19 protein-coding genes and 1 pseudogene are annotated in these 16905 nt (G+C 60.4%); 10 read left to right on the top strand and 10 right to left on the bottom strand.

Annotated features, from left to right (window positions below; translation table 11 throughout):
• Window positions 1-11: 11 nt before the first annotated feature.
• Entirely contained in the window at window positions 12-1151 is a 1140-nt protein-coding gene (locus WB650_RS12995; protein WP_422304050.1) for an acyl-CoA dehydrogenase family protein, read from the bottom strand.
• Window positions 1152-1302: 151 nt separating this feature from the next.
• Between WB650_RS12995 and WB650_RS12990 the strand changes: the two genes are divergently transcribed.
• The 5 genes and pseudogenes from WB650_RS12990 to WB650_RS12970 all read left to right on the top strand — a co-directional run bounded on the left by WB650_RS12990 (window position 1303) and on the right by WB650_RS12970 (window position 5085).
• Window positions 1303-1602, top strand: a complete 300-nt coding sequence (locus WB650_RS12990; RefSeq protein WP_423960748.1) for a putative quinol monooxygenase — start codon at window positions 1303-1305, stop codon at window positions 1600-1602.
• Between the two features lie 141 nt (window positions 1603-1743).
• A pseudogene (locus WB650_RS12985) lies at window positions 1744-3002 on the top strand (DegT/DnrJ/EryC1/StrS family aminotransferase).
• A gap of 2 nt (window positions 3003-3004) precedes the next feature.
• On the top strand, window positions 3005-4369 hold the full coding sequence (locus WB650_RS12980; RefSeq protein ID WP_422302636.1) for a neutral/alkaline non-lysosomal ceramidase N-terminal domain-containing protein: 1365 nt from the start codon (window positions 3005-3007) through the stop codon (window positions 4367-4369).
• A gap of 2 nt (window positions 4370-4371) precedes the next feature.
• Window positions 4372-4572, top strand: a complete 201-nt coding sequence (locus WB650_RS12975; RefSeq protein WP_423960746.1) for a rhodanese-like domain-containing protein — start codon at window positions 4372-4374, stop codon at window positions 4570-4572.
• 33 nt (window positions 4573-4605) lie between these two features.
• Window positions 4606-5085 (top strand): hypothetical protein, encoded by a 480-nt coding sequence (locus tag WB650_RS12970; RefSeq protein ID WP_423960744.1) that lies wholly within the window; start codon window positions 4606-4608, stop codon window positions 5083-5085.
• A 2-nt stretch (window positions 5086-5087) separates the two neighbouring features.
• Here the strand turns inward: WB650_RS12970 and WB650_RS12965 are convergent, their stop codons facing one another.
• Window positions 5088-5579: a GNAT family N-acetyltransferase gene (locus tag WB650_RS12965; protein WP_423960743.1), complete on the bottom strand. Its 492-nt coding sequence runs from the start codon at window positions 5577-5579 to the stop codon at window positions 5088-5090.
• Window positions 5580-5594: 15 nt separating this feature from the next.
• Window positions 5595-5825, bottom strand: coding sequence for a ferredoxin (locus WB650_RS12960; RefSeq protein ID WP_422302631.1), 231 nt, complete (start codon window positions 5823-5825; stop codon window positions 5595-5597).
• A 91-nt stretch (window positions 5826-5916) separates the two neighbouring features.
• Between WB650_RS12960 and acpS the strand changes: the two genes are divergently transcribed.
• The gene (gene acpS, locus WB650_RS12955) at window positions 5917-6309 is read left to right on the top strand and encodes a holo-ACP synthase (protein WP_422302630.1); all 393 of its coding nucleotides are present in this window, start codon (window positions 5917-5919) and stop codon (window positions 6307-6309) included.
• 8 nt (window positions 6310-6317) lie between these two features.
• Here the strand turns inward: acpS and WB650_RS12950 are convergent, their stop codons facing one another.
• The 6 genes from WB650_RS12950 to WB650_RS12925 all read right to left on the bottom strand — a co-directional run bounded on the left by WB650_RS12950 (window position 6318) and on the right by WB650_RS12925 (window position 11505).
• Complete coding sequence (locus WB650_RS12950; RefSeq protein WP_422302628.1) at window positions 6318-6602, bottom strand: type II toxin-antitoxin system RelE/ParE family toxin; 285 nt, start codon at window positions 6600-6602, stop codon at window positions 6318-6320.
• The gene (locus tag WB650_RS12945) at window positions 6571-6834 is read right to left on the bottom strand and encodes a CopG family ribbon-helix-helix protein (RefSeq protein ID WP_422302626.1); all 264 of its coding nucleotides are present in this window, start codon (window positions 6832-6834) and stop codon (window positions 6571-6573) included. Before WB650_RS12945 ends, WB650_RS12950 begins: the two co-directional genes overlap by 32 nt.
• 73 nt (window positions 6835-6907) lie before the next feature.
• Entirely contained in the window at window positions 6908-8338 is a 1431-nt protein-coding gene (locus WB650_RS12940) for a DUF4340 domain-containing protein (protein ID WP_422302624.1), read from the bottom strand.
• 29 nt (window positions 8339-8367) lie between these two features.
• A complete protein-coding gene (locus WB650_RS12935; protein ID WP_423960741.1) occupies window positions 8368-9933 on the bottom strand; it encodes a GldG family protein in 1566 nt (521 codons plus the stop codon).
• A 12-nt stretch (window positions 9934-9945) separates the two neighbouring features.
• A complete protein-coding gene (locus WB650_RS12930; RefSeq protein ID WP_422305202.1) occupies window positions 9946-10719 on the bottom strand; it encodes an ABC transporter permease subunit in 774 nt (257 codons plus the stop codon).
• An 18-nt stretch (window positions 10720-10737) separates the two neighbouring features.
• Window positions 10738-11505, bottom strand: a complete 768-nt coding sequence (locus WB650_RS12925; protein WP_422305204.1) for an ABC transporter ATP-binding protein — start codon at window positions 11503-11505, stop codon at window positions 10738-10740.
• Between the two features lie 221 nt (window positions 11506-11726).
• Between WB650_RS12925 and polA the strand changes: the two genes are divergently transcribed.
• The 4 genes from polA to WB650_RS12905 are packed head-to-tail and all read left to right on the top strand — an operon-like array spanning window position 11727 to window position 16065.
• The gene (gene polA, locus WB650_RS12920) at window positions 11727-14321 is read left to right on the top strand and encodes a DNA polymerase I (RefSeq protein WP_422305206.1); all 2595 of its coding nucleotides are present in this window, start codon (window positions 11727-11729) and stop codon (window positions 14319-14321) included.
• A 43-nt stretch (window positions 14322-14364) separates the two neighbouring features.
• Window positions 14365-14943, top strand: coding sequence for an RNA polymerase sigma factor (locus WB650_RS12915; RefSeq protein WP_423960738.1), 579 nt, complete (start codon window positions 14365-14367; stop codon window positions 14941-14943).
• 9 nt (window positions 14944-14952) lie between these two features.
• Window positions 14953-15540: a zf-HC2 domain-containing protein gene (locus WB650_RS12910; protein ID WP_422305210.1), complete on the top strand. Its 588-nt coding sequence runs from the start codon at window positions 14953-14955 to the stop codon at window positions 15538-15540.
• Between the two features lie 6 nt (window positions 15541-15546).
• Window positions 15547-16065 carry a hypothetical protein gene (locus tag WB650_RS12905; protein WP_422305212.1) on the top strand — a complete coding sequence of 173 codons (519 nt, stop codon included), beginning with the start codon at window positions 15547-15549 and terminating at the stop codon, window positions 16063-16065.
• Between the two features lie 4 nt (window positions 16066-16069).
• Here WB650_RS12905 and WB650_RS12900 read toward each other — a convergent pair whose 3' ends face one another.
• The gene (locus tag WB650_RS12900) at window positions 16070-16726 is read right to left on the bottom strand and encodes an NUDIX hydrolase N-terminal domain-containing protein (RefSeq protein ID WP_423960735.1); all 657 of its coding nucleotides are present in this window, start codon (window positions 16724-16726) and stop codon (window positions 16070-16072) included.
• Window positions 16727-16905: the final 179 nt, after the last annotated feature.

Genomic DNA, 16905 nt, shown 5'->3' with positions numbered 1-16905 from the left:
CACCCCTGCTTTCACTTTAATAAATTCCGCGCAATCACAACGCGTTGAATCTGCGATGTACCCTCGTAAATCTGCAACAACTTCGCGTCACGCATCAGCTTCTCCACCGGATACTCCTTCATGTACCCGTAGCCGCCGAAAATCTGCACCGCGTTAGTCGTGATCTCCATTGTTGCGTCGGCGCTGAAGGCCTTCGCGTACGCCGAAATCGTGTTCGCGCCCTCGCCCTTATCGACCAACCACGCCGCCTTGTAGGTCAGCAGTCGCATCGCTTCGATCTGGATTGCCATGTCCGCCATCATGAACTGGATAGCCTGAAAATTCGCAATCGGCTGTCCGAACGCACTGCGCTGCTTCGAGTACTTCAGGCATTCGTCGAGCGCGCGCTGCGCAATCCCGATCGCAATCGCACCAATCTCCGGCCGGCTGTGATCGAACGTCGCCATCGCATACTTGAAGCCCTCGCCCTCGCGCCCGACCAGCGCACTGGCCGGAACTCGCACATCCTCGTAAAAGATTTCGCCGGTGTCGGCCGCGCGCTGCCCGAGCTTGCCATGCATCCGGTTGCGCGTGATTCCCGGGACGCTCGATGGAAACACGAAACACGAGATGCCCTTGTGTTTGAGTCGTTTGTCCGACGTCGCAAACGTGACGTACCAATCTGCGCGCGACCCGTTCGAGATGAAATGCTTGGTGCCGTTGATGACGTACTCGTCGCCCTCGCGCCGATATGTCGTGCTCATGGCGGCGACGTCCGATCCCGCGCCTGGCTCTGTGATCGCGAACGCGCAGAACGTCAGCTTCTTGACCAACTGCCCGAGGTAGATCCGCTTCTGCTCGTCGTTGCCCGCGATCAGAATCGGCAGTGTCGCGAGGTCGTTGGCTCCCACTGCGTTCGAGATTCCCGCGCATCCGTAGTTCAGCTCCTCGACGATCAGGCTGGTGTCGAGCACGCCGAGTCCGGGCCCGCCCAATTCCTTCGGCACGCCGAAGTTCATCAGCCCCGCGGCGAACGCTTTCTCGCACACGTCGACCGGAAAAATTTCCTTTTCGTCGTATTCGCGAGCGCGCGGAATTATTTCCTGCTCTGCAAACTTATGCGCCAGTTGTTTCAGTTCGAGCTGTTCCTCGGTCAAATCAAAACCCAGCATCGTGATTCTCTCCCTAGTCGGTCTTCGCCATTGGTGTTAATCGACCGCACGCCCCAATGAAAGAGCTACTGTCACCCGTCGATTCGCCTTGAAAAACCGCGCGCATGTCGATACGAGGGTAGATGACGTTTGAATCTCAAGGAGACCCACGATGCCGATTACCGTGATTGCAAAACTGAAAGTACAGCCCGGCAAGGACACCGAATTCGAAGCCGCCGCCAAGCAGATGATCGCGACGGTGAAAGAGTCCGAGCCCACTACCCTCACCTCCATCCTGCACAAGAACACCAAGGACCCGACCGAGTTCGTCTACTACGAGGTCTACCAGGATCAGGCCGCGTTCGAGTCGCACGGCAAGACCGATCACATGAAAGCCTTCGGCGGAAAGATCGGCTCCCTGCTCGCAGGCCGCCCCGAGATCGCGATCCTCCAGGAAGTCGCCCGCAAGTAGCATCTGCGCGATCGTTCCCCTTCCCTCGGGTTAGGGAGACTCCAACTCCGGTTCCCCTTCCCGCTCGGGAAGGGGTTAGGGGTTGGGTTTTCCGGTACGAGCGAGCTTTCGAGACTTAAAGTAATAGTTTAGATAACGCCAATGCCCTCGACCATCGCAATCCTCGGCGGCCAGCCACTTCGCACGCGCCCCTTCCCGGCGTGGCCCGTCTTCGATGCCCGCGAACGCGCGCAGCTCGAAGACGTGCTCACCTCGCAAAGCTGGGGTGGCTACCCGAGTCCGAATCGCAAAGCCGCCGAGTTCGCCGCCGCATTCGCCGCATACCAGGGCGCACGCTTCGCCATCCCGACCACGTCCGGAACCAGCGCGCTCGAAGTCGCACTCAAAGCACTCGGCATCGGCGCCGGCGACGAGGTCATCGTCCCGCAATCACCTTCGCCGCAACCCCGTATGCCGCCGTCGCATGCATGGCGCGTCCGATTTTCGCCGACGTCAGCGTCGCCAACGGATGCGTCGATCCTGAATCCGTCAAGCGCCTCATCACGCGCCGCACCAAGGCCATCATTCCCGTCCACTACGGCGCGTCGCTCGCCGACTTCGATGCGCTCGCGGAAATTTCGCGCGCGCATTCCATTCCGATGGTCGAAGACTGCGCCCACGTACCCGGCGCTCAATTCCGCGGTCGCGGCGTCGGCACGCACGGCGCCCTCGGATGCTTCAGTTTTCAGTCCTCCAAACCGATGACCGCGGGCGAAGGCGGAATGATCACCACCAACGACCCCGAACTCGAGCAGCGATGCCAGTCGCTGATCAATTGCGGACGCCGCCGTCCCGGTGACGACTTCGAGGGTCCGCTGATGGGTGCGAACTATCGGATGACGGAATGGCAATGCGGAATTCTGCTCGCGCAGCTCGCGCGATTGCCCGAACAAATCGATCACAAGAGCCGTGCCGCCGGCCGCCTGCGCGAAGGCCTCGGCGCCATCAAAGGACTAAGCCCGATTGCGCGCGATCCACGCGTCATGCGCGAAGTCATCTACGCATTCGTTTTCCTCGTCGACGAATCCGCGCTCGGCGTGTCGCGCAATCGATTCGTCCGCGCACTTCGCGCCGAAGGCATTCCATGCGGCGTCGCCAACGATCCGGTCTATCGATCCGCACTTTTTCCGCGCGAGTCCGCCGCCTATCGCAAAGCCGTTGAACTGGCGGGCGCCAACCCCGACACCGCCACGATCGATTGCCCCGTCGCCGAGCGCCTGTTCGAGCACGCAATCGTCTCGATACCGCACGAATGCCTGCTCGGCGACGACCGCGACCTTGACGATATCATCGCCGCAGCCGTGAAAGTGGCTTCCAGAGCCACCGAGCTCGGCTCGGCCAAGCTCGAAAAGTCGAAGTAGCCATGCCTCCTCTCTACGTCGGAGCCGCCCGCGTGAAACTCGATCCGCCGGCCGGACTCGCGATGCTCGGTTACGGCAACCGTGTCGGCCGCAATACCGGTGTGCATGACGACCTCGCCGCGCAAGCGCTCGTGCTGAGCGACGGCGCTAACAAAGTCGCGATCGCCGGCGTCGACGTGCTCGCAGTCGGCGCCCGAATCGCGGACGACATTCGCGAACGCGTCGCCGCCAAGACCGGCATCCCCGCCGACTCGATCCTCGTTTGCGCGACGCACACGCATTCGGCGCCCGCCTTCAACATCTTCGCGACTCCGCGCGCCGACGCGAAGCCGGCCGAGGGCCGCAACCTCGAATGGGAGCGCGCGCTGCCCGAGAAAATCGCCTCGGCGATCATTCAAGCGAATGAAAATTTGGAGCCAGCGACGCTCCGCGCGGCAGCATCCCAATTCAACCTCGGAATCAATCGCCGCCTGATGCGCCCGCACCGGCAAATCCAACTTGCCGCGAATCGCTCCGGTCCGGCAGATGCGGAAGTCAGCGCGCTCGGTGCCTATCGCGCGAACGGAACTCCGATCGCGTTCTTGATGAACTACCCGTGCCACGGCGTCGTGCTATGCGAGGACAACCTGCTCTACTCGCGCGACTGGCCCGGCTTCGCGATGGATGAAATCGAATCCGCGGCCGCCACAGCCGGCAGCCCGCGCCCAATCTCGATTTTCATCCAGGGCGCGACCGGCAATATCGATCCGCGCAGCCGCGGCAATTTCGAAGTCGCTGAGCATCACGGCCGCGCGATGGGCCGCGGCGCATTCGACGCCCTCCGGCATGCACCATCGATTACCGACGCGCGAATTGCCGCGCGCAGAATCGCGTTGAATCTCAAGCTCAAAGATTTCAGCGCCGACCTCTCCGTCGCACGCGCTTGCGCTGATCAGACTCTGGCTTCACTCGACAACCATCGCGGCGGCGACGGCTATCAGTTGAAGCGCCTGCGCGACCATCATGCGCAATCCCAAGCGGCGCTGGCCGCTCTGGAAGCCCTCGAGGAACAAAATCGCCGCGACCGCCGCGTCGACATGACGCGCCGCGAACTCGCCACCGCGATGACGCTCGTAACCGTCGGCAATCTCGCGATCGTCGGCATCCCCGGCGAACTCTTCGTCGAGCTCGGCCTCGCGATAAGAGCAAATCCGCACTTCGCGCGCACCTTCGTCGCCGGCTACTGCAACGATCTCATCGGGTACATACCGACGCGCGCCGCGTACCCTGAAGGCGGCTACGAAATCGATGCGGCGAGAATTGCCTCCGGCAGCGGCGAGATGATCGTCGACACCGCTCTTTCAGCGCTCGCTGCAATGCGCGACTAGTCGTGCGCGAGATTCAACATCGCGAACTTCTTCGGATGCTCTCCTCCGGCGTGCAAGTCGTCGACGCCCTGCCGACCCACGAGTACGCTACCGCGCACATTCGCGGCGCGATTCACATCCCGGTCGGGCGCATCCTGCGCGACGCTCCAGCATTGCTAGACCGCACGCGCCCGGTCGTCGTCTATTGCCGCGATTCTTTGTGAGACCTCAGCGCGCGAGCTGCGGCGCAGCTCGAATTGCTCGGCTTCACCGACGTCCGCCACTACTTCCGCGGCAAGACCGATTGGATCGTCCGCGGATTGCCCACCGATCCGCCGGCTCCGCTCTCAGAGCGGATGCGCGCGCTTCGCTACTTCGTAAACAATCTCGTGCCCGGCCTGCGCTCTTTCTGGATTCACTATTTGGACCGCGTGCGCGTCGACGAGTTCATGCGCGACGACCTCGTCCGCCTCGGCCCTGAAGACTCGGTCCCGCCCACGCCTCTCGATTCGCCAAAGCCGCGCGCCGTTGTGCTGAACTCAGACGGAGTACTGCTCGGCACCATCGAACTATCAGACCCCGCGCCGCGCGCTCTCGACGCAATGAATCCGAACCCGCAAACAATCCGCCCCGACATGACCCCGAAACTCGCCACCCATCTGCTGAAATCGAATCCGTATCTGATGGTCACCACCGCGAAGGGTAGATATCTCGGACGCTACATCCCCAATGACTGAAGCTACCGCTCAATCACGCCATCGCTCGAAATGTCCAGATGGTACGCGACCTCGCGCGCAAGCTCCTCCGGCCGTCCGCGGTAGTACTCGACCTGCGGTACGCCCGCGATTGCCGCGATGACGTCATCGACGGCTATCTTCTTGAAACCGTGCCGCTCGAAGAGTTCGCCTGAATCGGTACTGAACAAATACAGATGACGCGCGCCGCGCGTATGCGCCGCCTTGCGCGCCGCCGCGATCAACGCGGCGCCGATCCCACGCTCGCGCATAGATTCATCCACGTACAGCGATCGGATCAGCGCCGCGTCGATCTTCGACTCGACGCCGATCACTCCGACCGATTCATCGCCGATGTACGCAACGATGTAACACGCGGCCGGCCATTCGATTCCGACGGTTATCATGCCGGCCCGCGTGAGCATCTCGCGCACGCGCACCAGGTCGCGCGTCTGCTCGATTACCAGTTCGCCTGCGCGATGCTTTCGTATCGCCATGTCACCGTCCGAGAGCTACTTTTTCGGCGGCGGGAAGAGCTGCACGCCGGCTTCATCGACCACCGTGATTGCTTTCACCGGACAGGAACGCGCCGCCGAGACAATTATCGAGTCGTCCGCTCCCGCCGGGTTGACGACTTCGGACTTGCCTGCGTCGTCGAGTTGAAACACGGCCGGCGCGGTTTCCACGCAGTCGCCGCTGCCGATGCAGCGGGTTTTGTTTACCGTAATCGAAAGTTTCGCCATCGCTACCTCCCGGGGTCCTGCTTGAACAATAGAATCCATAACGAGCGTGCGCAATTGAATCCGCGCGCAGCGCGGCTAATACTCATTCGCGATGAGCCAGATTGCAGGCACCGGCATCGACGTCATCGAGGTCGATCGCATCGAGCGCGCTCTCACGCGGCCCGCGACCGGCGAGCGTTTTCGCGCCCGTGTTTTCACCCCCGGCGAAATCAAGTACTGCGAGTCGCGCGGGCTTCCCCGCTACCAGAGCTACGCTGCGCGCTTCGCCGCCAAGGAAGCGACGATGAAGGCGCTCGGCACCGGATGGAACCGCAACGTCGGATGGAGCGAAATCGAAGTTGTGCGCGAGCGCGGCAAAGCCCCAACTATCGCGCTATCAGGCAAGGCCGCCGCCTTCGCGCAGCGCAAACAGATCACGCGCTTCCACCTGAGCATCAGCCATACCGCCGCCCAGGCAATAGCGCACGTAATCGCCGAAACCTGACTCTGCTTTCAAAAACGCTTAGGCCACTTCATCGCACCGTGAAGGACGCGCAATACCGTCACCGTGTCACCTCGATGAAGGTACGCGACGACGTAAGGCAGTCCCGCGATTACTAACTCGCGCGTGCCTTCGACGCGACCTGGTCGTCCCATACCGGGATGTTCTTCCAGCATTTCTACTTGTCGAACGGTTTCTGCGAGGATTCGAAACGCGGATTCAGCGTTGTCGCGCCCAACATACTCCTCGATCGATCCGAGGTCGTTATCGGCGTCTCGAGTCCAGTCTAGCCGCACGCTTACGCTCCAACCTCTTCACCACCTCGTCGTGCTCCAGGACCTCGCCCGCTTCGACTTGCTTGAGCGCATGCTTGACCTCGCCAACGAACCATTCTTCGTAATCGAGGTACCGCTCAACGGCCTGATTTATGACCCATGCCCGCGAACGGCTCATCGCATTGGCAAGACCGTCGACGCGCTTCAGCGTGCGGCTCTCCATGCGGACTGTAGTTGTCTTCTCGATGCCCATATTCAGAGAGAATACATCCGGCTACATCCGATCGGCAACCACCCTTGAGATCGAAGGTGGGGCAAAGAGCTTATTACTTCGCTGGAGATGCGGCGGCTTGCGGTGGTGGAGGCTGGGGGGCCTTCGCCATGTACAGCGGCGCGGGACGATTGAGTTGCTCGAAGCTGAAATCGCTCAGCGAATAGACCGCCTTGCTCCCGCTGGACGTCGCGTAGTACTCGGTCCGCTGTGCCGGTTCGCCGGGGATTGGCGGGGCCGTCGGCTTGACGCTGATCTTCGCGAGCTTGACCATGCCGAGCTGCTTGCCGTCTTTGCCTATCAGCGTGATTTCGACCGCAGGGTTGTCCAGTCCGAACGGCTGCGCACTCGGCATCGGATCGGCGACGATCGATTCGCCCTTTAGATCGCGGAACTGATTGAGCAGCCGCTCGACGACTGGAATATCGGCCTCCGTCGTCTTGCCGCCGGCTACGACGTCCCAATTGCCGACCGGTACGCGCTTGAGCGTAAACTCGCCGTCGCTGGTTTTGACCTTGACCGTCTCAACCGACTCGGGATCGACCTTGACGATAGTCTTGTTGCGAAAATCCAGCGGCGACTTGTCCAGGCTCGTCATCACATATTCCGCGACGGCGTAAACCGGTGCGCGTTCTCCGCGGCGCACGTAAATTCCGCTCTTGCCTTCGCCGGCCTGCTTGAATCCGAACAGCATCGATTGCTGCTCGCCGTTCTTGAGCACCACGGTCGCAGTCAGGTGCGGCTTCTCGAGCCCGTATTGCGCGACGTTGGTGGGTGCGTCCGACACGAAGTCGGTCGCGCGCGCATTGACCAGAGTGCCGAGCGCCATCCGGACCGCGGTGTCATCGGCCGGCGAGGCCGAAGGCTTGACGATCTTCCAGTTGTCGCCGTCGCGATCGATTTCAACCGTCTGCCCATTGTCGCGCGCGATTATCAGCTTCTGAACGTCGTCGAGCTTGAACGTCATCAGGTCGCGCACGCGCAAATCGTTGACCGACTTGTTCATCCCGGCTGAGAACGCGCCTTCCGTCAGCAGCACTGCCGGACTATTCGAGAGCCGAACGTAAGCGTTGAAACCAATCGGAGTCGACTTGCCAACCTCGATCGATGGAACTGTTTTCTTGTCGAAGGTCGTGACCGTCACAGTCGTCGTCGGAGGCTTGAGCCCGAATGGCGCGAGGTCCGCCGGCTTGTCGTCGACGGTGCGAACCAGAACGCCGTCGGCAATCGCGCGCGCCAGGTTATTGGCCTGCGCCTGATCGGCGTCGGCGCCCACGGGCTTCACCAGCCGCCACGGCTTACCCTTGTCGCGCTCGAGCACGATGTCCCGATCGGAGTACTTGAGTTCAATTTTCGCGATGTCGTCCGGCTTGACGTCGATCAGTTTCGGCTTCTCTTCATTGACCGAGTAATGACCGACGACGAAGGCGTAGCCGCCGACAATCGCGAACAGGATCAGAACGATAATAGTGTTGCGCAAGCGCATCGGAGATTAGGTCAAAGCCGGAGAGCGCCTCAGTTGCGTCGTTCCCACCACACGACGATTCCGGCTATCAGCAGCAGCTCGGGCAGCAGTAGCACTGCGAATGCGAACACGATCGAGAACTGCCCCTCAGTCAGGCGGAAGCGCGACGCGCGAATCGATCGCGGCCGAATCGAGATCGAGTTCTCCTCGCCGGTCAGCCAGTCGGCGCTGTTGACGAAAAAATCGCGGTTGAAAAACGTGGTCACATTCTGATTGTCGGCAAACTCCGAGCTTCCGTACACCACAATGCGCGCATCACCTTTGCCGAAGCCCAGCTGTTCGAGGTTGCCATCCACCGCCATCACCACCGTGATCGGCCCGCGCGTATCCTTGGCAGTCAGCTCAGCCTTCTGTTGTCGGAACAGCGTGTCGAGATCAACCTCCGCCCATGACGTATCGCTGGTGTTCGCGATCGGCGTGACTGTCAGCCCCGGCTTGAGATTGGGTTCGGCGGTTAGCGATCGCGACATCGGGAACACGGTGCGCTGCTTGAAGTCCTTGGTGATCGGATGATCGCCGTAATTCTGCACGATCGGATTCAGCCCGAGCGCAGGACCCTCGAACAGCCGCACCACCTGGTCCACCACGATGTCGTTGCCGACCTTGACGCCCCACTCACCCGCCAGCTTCACCATCGCATCTTCGTCGATCGGATTGTCGGGACGCTGCGGCCGGAACATCGCAATCATGCGTCCGCCATGCTTCAGGTAGTCGTTCAACGCATCGACCTCATGCTGGCCGAGCGGCTTGATCGGTCCCGCGACCACGACCAGGTTGGCATCATCAGGAACCTTGGGCAGTTGCGCGAGCTCGAGCTTGCGAACCTCGTAGCCCTCGCCTTCCAAATCTTTTTTGATAGTGCCGTAGCCGTTCTGGGTCTCGGCATCGTCGGGATCGGCCTCGCCATGCCCGTCGAGGAACTCGATCACCTTCTTGGTGCTCCTGGTCGCGCGGATGATTGCGTTGGTCAGCGACTCCTCGGTGAGGTCGGTAACGTTGGTGCCCTCGCCGCTGTCGGGGCCGCCATACTGCAGATGCGTTGTGCCCATCACCGACACTTTGAAGCGCTCGGCGAGCTCAGGATGCTTATCGGGATCGACCAGCTCGTAAGTGAGCTTGGGCGAGTAGTACGCGAAGGTTTCGTAGAGTTCGCGCGCGGCTGGATTCTCGCCGCCCTGGAAGAAGCCGTACAACTTGAGCGGCTTCTGCAAACCCTTGACCACGTTTATCGACTGGCTCGAAAGGCTGTAAACCTTCTCGCTGGTGAGATCGAGCCGCGTGTGATGGAGCGACGAAATATAGTTGACCGCGACTAGCAGCCCGATGAAGGCGATCGAGTAGATGGCGGCGTTGGCGCCGTAACGCGCCGAACGTCCGGTCGTGATCGATGAAAGCTCGGATCGGCTCGAAGTGATCCACAGGACGATCGCGAAGATGCCGCCGGCCAGGTTGACCCATACGAACAGCCGAAAGCCGCTCGAAATAAAATAGTCGACCAGCCCGAACGTGAGCAGGACCAGACCGAGAATTCCGTAAAGCGCCGCCGATCGCCGCATCCGCCCCCTACCTTACCGCCAGCGCGCCGACTCGACCGATCGTTGGGTCAAGAACAGCGCCACGAAGATGAGACTCAGGAAATATACGATGTCGCGCGTGTCGATGATGCCGGTGACCATCTGCGCGAAATGGTCCGGCAGCGATAGATAGCGCAGCAAATCGGAGAATGACGACCCGCCCGCCTGCGCCGGCCATGAAATCACGAACAGCAACAGCAGCAGGCCGAAGCAGCTGATCGCCGCGATAATCTGATTCTGTGTCAGCGAGCTGGTGAACAGTCCGATCGATACGAACGAAATCGCCAGGAACGCGAGCCCGAGGTAGCCCGAGAACATCACGCCAATTTCCGGATTGCCGAAGGCGATAAGGATCAGCGGGAACATTCCGGCGAGCCCAATCATGATCAGCATGAACGCCGCCGCCGCGATAAACTTGCCTGCGACGATCTCGCCGGTGCGGATCGGCGCAGTCAGCAGCAGCTCGTAAGTGCCGGTACGCTTCTCCTCGGCAAAACTTCGCATCGTGATCGCGGGCACCAGAATGACGAGCACGATCGCAAGATTGTGCAGCATCGGCTCGATCACGCGTTCGTTAAGATTGAGTTTCTGCAAAACTTCAGGATTCTGCATCGCCGCATATGCGGTCAGCGTCACTTCGAAGTACCGAAGTAGCGCAAAGAAAAAGAAGCCACCCAGCAGCAGGAACACCGTCATCACGACGTATGCGACCGGCTGCAGGAAGTATCCAGAGAGCTCCTTGCCTGCGATTGTCAGCGAATTTTTCATTCGAGCGGCACGGGTCGCCTAGGTATGCCCCGCTCCAACCTCCTCCAGCTTTTCTTCCGCCGTCGCGCCGTCCTCGTGATGCTCTTTGGTGATCGCGGTCAGGAAAATATCTTCGAGCGACGTACCGGCCGGGAGCTTCTTCAGATACTCCTCGAGCACGACGCGGCCGTCGGCGATGATCACGACCTTGTCGCAGATCTGCGAGACCTCGGGCAGGATGTGGGTCGAGAGCACGACGGTTCTGTTCCCGGCGAGATGGTGAATCAGGCCGCGAATTTCGTGAATCTGGCGCGGGTCGAGACCGATGGTTGGTTCGTCAAGCACCAGCACCGGTGGATCGTGAATCAACGCCTGCGCCAGCCCGACGCGCTGTCGATAGCCCTTGGAGAGCTGTCCGCAAATCCGATGCGCCATGTCAGTGAGTCCGCAGACTTCGAGCACATGCTCGAGCGCCGGTTCGATCTTTGCCCGCGGGACATCGCGGAGTTTCGCAACGAATCGCAGATAGGCCTCGACGCGCATGTCGGGATACAGCGGCGGGTTCTCAGGCAGGTAGCCGATTTTGCGGCGCGCCTCGAGCGATTGCGAAAAAATATCGAGCCCATCAATCAGGACGGTACCCGCACTCGCCGGCATGTAGCCGGTGATGATGCGCATTGTAGTGGTCTTACCGGCGCCGTTCGGACCCAGAAAGCCGAGGATAGAACCGCTCTCGGCTTTGAACGATACGTCTTTAACCGCGACAAAGTTGCCGTAGGCTTTAGTTAGGTTTTTAACCTCGATCATTCAGGTCGTCCGATTCCAGAGCCACCGGCGTCGCTAACAGTCAATCAGTCAAATGAATTGACGATGCGACCCACACAGTAATTCGATCAACAACAAGGCAACCGTCTAATTAAACACGCCAAGCGAAACTGTCAATACGATGATATGACGTCGCGCATTAAATTTCGATTTGCTTTTTCGGACACTGTTGCTTTGCGGAGCGTATCGGATAGTTTCGATTGATGGCCGCAGATCGCAAGCAACTGATTCTGGTAGACGGATCGGGTTACATCTTTCGCGCGTTTCACGCGCTGCCGCCCATGAATACGTCGCACGGGCTGCCGACCCAGGCGGTCTACGGTTTCATTCGGATGCTGCTGAAGCTGCTGAAGGACGTGCGGCCGTCGCATATCGCGATCGTTTTCGATTCGCCGAAGAGAACTTTTCGCGACGACCTGTTCGCCGATTACAAGGCGAATCGCAGCGAGGCGCCGAACGATCTCATCGTGCAGATTCCGTACATCCATCGCGCCGTCGAGGCTTTCAGGATCAAGTCGCTGATGATCGAGGGCTTCGAGGCTGACGACGTGATCGGCACGCTCGCCAAGCGCGCGGCCAAAGAAGATTTCGTCGTCACGCTCATCACCGCGGACAAGGACTTCATGCAGTTGGTCGGTCCGCACGTGACGCTATGGGACACGATGCGTGACAAGCGCGTCGGCGCGCGCGAGGTGCGCGAGCGCTTCGGCGTCGAGCCGTCGGCGCTGGTGGACATTCAGGCGCTGACGGGCGACACGATTGACAATATCAAAGGCGTGCCGGGGGTCGGTGAGAAGACGGCGTCGGCGCTGATTCAAAAATTCGGTGGGATCAAGCAACTCTACGAGAATCTCGACCGTATCGAGGAGTCTGGCATCCGCGGCGGGAAGAAAGTCGCGGGACTGCTGGCTGAGCATCGCGCGGCGGTGGACCTCGCAAGAAGATTGGTGCGTATCGAGACCGACATGGAACTCAAAATAGAGCCCGACGAGTTCGCATGGCATGGCGTCGACGAGAAGTTGGCCGCCGATCTGATGCGCGAGCTGGAGTTCAATTCGATCATTCGCGAGATATCGCCGTCGCAGGCAGAGCTTCCCGGCCTTGAATCGAATGCGACTCCCGTCGCGACCGTCAGTGGAAAAGACCTCGGTGAGGCTCTGAAGACGTTGGCCGGCGCGCCGCAAATTGCGGTTGATCTCACCGCATCCGACACTGGCAGAGCGACGTTGCAACTCGCGAGCGCCGAGCAAACCGTTGTCATCGAGCATGACGAGATCGCGAGTGCGGCAGCCCTCCTCAGCTCCCAGAGCCCGCCCAAATCGTGCCACGATCTCAAGAATCAAATCGAAGCCTTCGCGCGCCATGGAATCGCGCTGGCGGGCGTCGATTTCGACACGATGCTGGCGGCCTTTCTGATCAATTCCGGACAGGGTGAGCCTTCCCTCACCCAGCTTTATCACGAGTATCTCGCGCCGCTTGGCGCGAGCACTCCGCCCGGCACGAATGCGGACCTAATAAGAAATCTTCGCGAGGCGCTCGCGACGCGTCTGGAAGCCGACGGGCTCAGCTCGATGTACAACGAAATCGAGATGCCGATCGCACCGATCCTGGCCGAGATGGAAACCGCGGGTATCGGGATCGACGGCGATGCGCTCAAAATCATCTCGAAAGAATTCGCCGAAGAGATAAGTCGCCTCGAACGCGAATGCTACGAGCTGGCCGGCCGCGAGTTTAATCTCAACTCGCCCATCCAGCTGCGCGAGGTTCTGTTTACTCATTTGAAACTATCGGCCAAGGGCCTGAAAAAAACCAAGAGCGGATTTTCCACCGACGTCGATACGCTCGAGAAGCTGGCGGCGGTGCATCCGATGCCGCGCAAGTTGATCGAATACCGCACCATTTCGAAATTGAAATCCACCTACGCCGACTCACTGTCCGAAGTGATTCACTCGGGCACTGGGCGAATCCACACGACCTGGCATCAGGCGTTGGTACCCACAGGACGCGTGAGCTCAAGCGATCCGAATCTGCAGAACATCCCGACCCGCAGCGTCGAGGGCCGCAGGATTCGCCGCGCCTTCGTGCCCAAACCGGGATTCATCTTCGTGTCTGCCGACTATTCGCAAATTGATTTGCGCGTGATGGCGTATCTGTCGGGCGACAAGACTCTTGTCGACGCGTTCACGACTGGCGAGGACATTCACATCCGCACCGCGACCGAAGTGCTGGGAATCACGCCGGACAAGGTCAATGCGGAGGCGCGCCGGCTGGCCAAGGTGATAAACTTTGGGATTATCTATGGGATGGGATCGCAGCGGCTGGCCGGCGAACTCGGGATTGCGCTAGCGGAGGCCTCGGACTACATCAAGCGCTACTTCGAACGGCTGCCCGGCGTGCGCGCATGGCTCGACGACACGGTTCGCATTGCGCGCACAACAGGCTACGTAACTACGATGTATGGGCGCCGCCGCTACCTGCCCGAGCTGAACGCGCAGCCGGGTGGTGCGAGAGCGCAAGCAGAGCGAATCGCCATCAATACTCCCATCCAAGGCACGGCGGCAGACCTGATAAAACTCGCTATGATACGGCTTGACAGGGTGCTTAAGGAGCGTGGCCTCGCCGCGCGGATGATTCTCCAAGTGCATGATGAACTACTGCTGGAAGCGCCACAGGGCGAGTGGCAAGAGGTTGCGGCGCTGGCAAAACGCGAAATGGAGGGGGTGGCCGAGCTCAAAATTCCGCTCAAAGTCGAGTTGAAATCCGGTCCAAACTGGGCCGAGATGAGCAGCGCGGCATGAATATTTCCCTGAATTTAGTCGCCCTCATTAGCGTCTACTCAAGTTGAGAACACCAGGCCGTCAGGACGGCGACGAAGCCGAGCTTATCGAACGCTCCCGCAAGGGCGATTCGGAAGCATTCGGCGTGTTGGTGGAGCGGTACCAGCGTAGAGTGGTCGGAGTCGCGCTGGCGGTGGTGCACAATCAGGATGATGCGATTGAACTGGCGCAAGAGACTTTCGTTCGCGCCTATGAAAACCTCGCAAAATTCGAGTCTCGCTCGAGCTTCTCAACCTGGCTCTATCGAATCGCGGCCAACCTCGCGATCGATTTCTGGCGCCGCGAGGGACGTCACGTAGTTCTGCATGGAGAAGACGCCGAAAACGAGATCGGCAAGCTGCCGACCACTACTGGAGATTCATTCAAGGAAGTCAGCCGCAGTGAACTCTCGGCGCGCCTAAAGCAAGCGCTGGAGGAGTTGACGCCGGAACATCGTGCAGTGATACTTCTACGCGAAGTCGAAGGGATGTCGTACGACGAAATTAGCGACGTTTTGCAGTGCCCTAGAGGAACAGTAATGAGCAGGTTGCACTATGCACGCACGCACCTGCGTAACATCTTGAAGGATCTGGGTGGGAACTGAGCGAAGCATATGGCTGAATGCGGTGAAATAAGCATGATGCTCGGCGCGTTCGAGGACTCGGAACTCGAACCCAACGAGATGCAGGAAGTCGCATATCATCTGGCGCGATGCGAGTCCTGCACGGGCGTCCTCGCCGATTATTCGAAGCTTGGACGAGACCTGAGATCCATCACGGAAGTGCCTTCGCTGGCCGGTTTCTCGAGCGCGGTAGTAGCTCGCGTCGATCGTTTGCCGCAGCCGGTGATGACCAGAATCGAGCGTTTCATCAGGCGTCAGTTGGAGTCGGTCGGCTCCGGGTTCGCGTGGGGCGGCGCTGTCGTGGTAGCCGCGATCGTCACCATAATTCTGATGACGCCGTACGCCCGGGAACTCGCCAATCGAGAGACCTTGCCGACCGTGGTCGCCAGTTCGGATCACAACGCCGCGCCGGCGCCCGCACCCGCTCAGGTGGCGGACGCGACGGCCAACGAGCCTACAATGGCGGACAACGATTCTCACGCCGACATCTCTCGCCTCGAGTCAGAGAACCATTCTGTCGCAGTTTGGAGCGAGCCGCGCAGGGACACCACGGTCATCTGGTTGCCGGATCAGCCCTAGGTCGCCATGTCGGTGCGTCCCGGTACCCTCACTTTCCTCATCATAGTGATCTCGGCCTTCGGACAGGCTGGCGTTACCAACGCCCAAATGGCGTCGAAGCAGGTGAACGTTTACGTCGACTCGGTGATGGCCGCCGACACCAACGAGGGCACCGACCCGCGGCTCGCCCCGATGGGCCAGAAGCTGCGCGGCCTGTTTGGCTTTTCGACTTACAGCCTGATCGGTCATAACGAGGGCGAGACCGACTGCGGCAAGATGATCGCGTTCACTCTTCCGGGCGGCAAGATTCTCCACGTGCAACCGCGCGCCATCGACGGCGACATGATCGCGATGGAAATCGTGCTGTTCGACGGCACGCGCCCGATGATGACTACCGACCTCAAGCTCAAAAACAACGGGACATTGATCGTCGGGGGTCCGCGTTACGAGCAAGGGATGATGATCATTTCGATCGGTGCGAGCACCGGCGGAAGTACGCCGATGCAGGCTCAGGCCACTCCCCCAGGCGAAGCGACCTCTCGTTAGAACTTCACAACGGATCGAAATACGGCGCCACGCGGCGATTGAAGTGGAACTCGCGCGCGAGTGCAATCCACTTGCGGTCGACCCCGTGCAAAGGCTCGGGCAGACTGTCGAGCGGGAAGAAAGCGGCGGCCAGCGCCTCGAGCGGATTCGGCTTCAACTCGCCGCCGACAATTCGACAATAGAAAAGCATCGAGTAGATATGGCGGGCGGGTGAGCCGTACTTCTTGTTGTCGATTACCGCGATCAGACGCTCGGGCTCGACGATAAGGCCGGTCTCCTCGCGCGCTTCCTTCGCGACGTTCTCTGCGGGCGATATGCCGACATCGCAGAAGCCGGTGGGATACCACCACTTCCCGGTCGGCCGCTGCATCATGAGGATTTCGTCGCAGTCGTTGAACGCGATCACGCCGCATCCCACGGCCGCCGTGACGTATCCTTCGTAGCCGGCGATCACTTGTTCGCGCCATCGGCGGCGCAACGCTTCCGCATCGTCATCGTTCGCACCGGCGACCACCGCATGCATCCGCGCCGCCTCTTTGAGCAATTCCTCGTAGCGCTCGGAATCGTAGCCGTCGGGCTTGAAGGCGAGCCCGGTCCGCGCGATTGCGGTTATGCGTTCGATAAAGCGCGCCAGTTCAGCGAGCAGATCAGAGTCCGGCATTTACGTCACTTTGTAGCGAAGCGTTCAGCGCCATTCCAGCCAGCCGTTGCCGAGGATTGTGGATCGAATATCCTTCGCACTGGCGCGTCCGGGATTCTTCGCTGCGCTCAGAATGACACAAAGAAAAGAGTCGAGCACGGAGAACGAACAGCACCCTTGTCATTCTGAGCGAAGCGAAG

Origin of the sequence: Binatus sp. (SeqCode), from assembly GCF_049584895.1 — a bacterium.
Taxonomy (GTDB): domain Bacteria; phylum Desulfobacterota; class Binatia; order Binatales; family Binataceae; genus Binatus.
Note: the sequence above shows the minus strand (reverse complement) of the source record. Positions and strands in the feature narration are given on the sequence as shown.

Coding starts and splice junctions, on each gene's coding strand:
- WB650_RS12995 (WP_422304050.1), bottom strand. CDS start 1,151: ATGCTGGGTTTTGATTTGACCGAGGAACAGCTCGAACTGAAACAACTG.
- WB650_RS12990 (WP_423960748.1), top strand. CDS start 1,303: ATGCCGATTACCGTGATTGCAAAACTGAAAGTACAGCCCGGCAAGGAC.
- WB650_RS12980 (WP_422302636.1), top strand. CDS start 3,005: ATGCCTCCTCTCTACGTCGGAGCCGCCCGCGTGAAACTCGATCCGCCG.
- WB650_RS12965 (WP_423960743.1), bottom strand. CDS start 5,579: ATGGCGATACGAAAGCATCGCGCAGGCGAACTGGTAATCGAGCAGACG.
- WB650_RS12960 (WP_422302631.1), bottom strand. CDS start 5,825: ATGGCGAAACTTTCGATTACGGTAAACAAAACCCGCTGCATCGGCAGC.
- acpS (WP_422302630.1), top strand. CDS start 5,917: ATGAGCCAGATTGCAGGCACCGGCATCGACGTCATCGAGGTCGATCGC.
- WB650_RS12945 (WP_422302626.1), bottom strand. CDS start 6,834: ATGGGCATCGAGAAGACAACTACAGTCCGCATGGAGAGCCGCACGCTG.
- WB650_RS12940 (WP_422302624.1), bottom strand. CDS start 8,338: ATGCGCTTGCGCAACACTATTATCGTTCTGATCCTGTTCGCGATTGTC.
- WB650_RS12935 (WP_423960741.1), bottom strand. CDS start 9,933: ATGCGGCGATCGGCGGCGCTTTACGGAATTCTCGGTCTGGTCCTGCTC.
- WB650_RS12930 (WP_422305202.1), bottom strand. CDS start 10,719: ATGAAAAATTCGCTGACAATCGCAGGCAAGGAGCTCTCTGGATACTTC.
- WB650_RS12925 (WP_422305204.1), bottom strand. CDS start 11,505: ATGATCGAGGTTAAAAACCTAACTAAAGCCTACGGCAACTTTGTCGCG.
- polA (WP_422305206.1), top strand. CDS start 11,727: ATGGCCGCAGATCGCAAGCAACTGATTCTGGTAGACGGATCGGGTTAC.
- WB650_RS12910 (WP_422305210.1), top strand. CDS start 14,953: ATGGCTGAATGCGGTGAAATAAGCATGATGCTCGGCGCGTTCGAGGAC.
- WB650_RS12905 (WP_422305212.1), top strand. CDS start 15,547: ATGTCGGTGCGTCCCGGTACCCTCACTTTCCTCATCATAGTGATCTCG.
- WB650_RS12900 (WP_423960735.1), bottom strand. CDS start 16,726: ATGCCGGACTCTGATCTGCTCGCTGAACTGGCGCGCTTTATCGAACGC.